At 71.8% G+C, this 1,202-nt stretch carries 1 pseudogene; it reads left to right on the plus strand.

Annotated elements, in window-relative coordinates:
- Positions 1–201: 201 nt before the first annotated feature.
- Positions 202–1,202: pseudogene (locus IF89_RS39380) on the plus strand (transposase); the annotation flags it as partial.

Consider the following 1,202-nt stretch of genomic DNA (forward strand, 5'->3'; position numbering starts at 1 on the left):
CGTGGTTCGAGCCATTTCCAGGGCCGCCTCCCGATCAGCCGGAGCCGTGGAGCTCTTCACAACAGCGAGGACCCTGGACATCGCTGGGGCCGCGGACGGCTGATGGGGTGGTGCGCCCGCGAGCGCTTCTATCAGGTCGCCGGGTGGTCCCTGCCGCGGCTCGACGCCGGCGGACGGCACGCGCTTCGAGGGGAGCACGCATTGCACGTGGCCTGCGGAATCGACTGGGCCGAGGACCATCACGACATCGCCGTAATCGACGCCGACGCCCGCCTTCTCGGCAAGCTGCCGATTCGGCGACGACGCCGCGGGCTTCCAGGACCTGCTGCGGCTACTGGCCGAGCACGGCGACAGCCCCAGAAAATCCGATCCCGATCGCGATTGAGACCTCCCGCGGTCTGCTGGCGGCCTGCCTGCGAGCGTCCGGCCGACGGGACAACCGGCTGCCGCTCCCGCCTGCGCGAGTACTACCCCGCGATACTCGAGGCGTTCGCAGACAAGCGCGAACGGCTGCTGGCGCGGGAGGCCCGCACGATCCTGGCCGTCGCCCCCACGCCCGGGGCCGCCCGCCTCACCCGCAGCCGGCTCAAGGCCGCCATCACCCGCGCGGGCCGCCAACGGCGGATCGACGCCGAGACCGACCGACTTCTGGAGGTGCTCCGCCGCACCCGGCTCCGCCAGCCCGGCCTGGTCGAAGCGGCGATGGGACGCCAGACCCCCGCTCTCCTCGCCCAGCTCGACGCTGCCTGCCAGGCCTGCGACGACCTGGCCCAGGCCACTGAAGAACTCTTCCTCCAACACCCCGACGCGGCGACCATCACCAGCTTCCCCGGCCTGGCCGTGCCCACCGGCGCCCGGATCCTCGCCGAGCTCGGCGACGACCGCACCCGCTTGGCCACCGCCCGCGACCTGAAGGCCTATACCGGAAGCGCCCCAGTCACCCGCGAGTCCGGTCGCAGCCGCCGCGTCAGCCACCGCCGGATCAACAACAGCCGACTCGCCGCGACCGGCCGGCACTGGGCATTCGCCGCCCTGACCGCCTCACCCGGAGCCCACGCCCACTACAACCGCCCACGCGAGAGCGGAGACCGCTACTACGCGGCCCTCCGCCACCTGTTCAACCGCATGACCGGCCAGCTTCACCACTGCCTGACCACCCGCCAGAAATTCACCGAAACGCTCGCCTTCACCCCGCCAACCAA

The sequence above is a fragment of the Streptomyces sp. NRRL F-2664 genome, assembly GCF_000719345.1.
Lineage (GTDB): Bacteria > Actinomycetota > Actinomycetes > Streptomycetales > Streptomycetaceae > Streptomyces.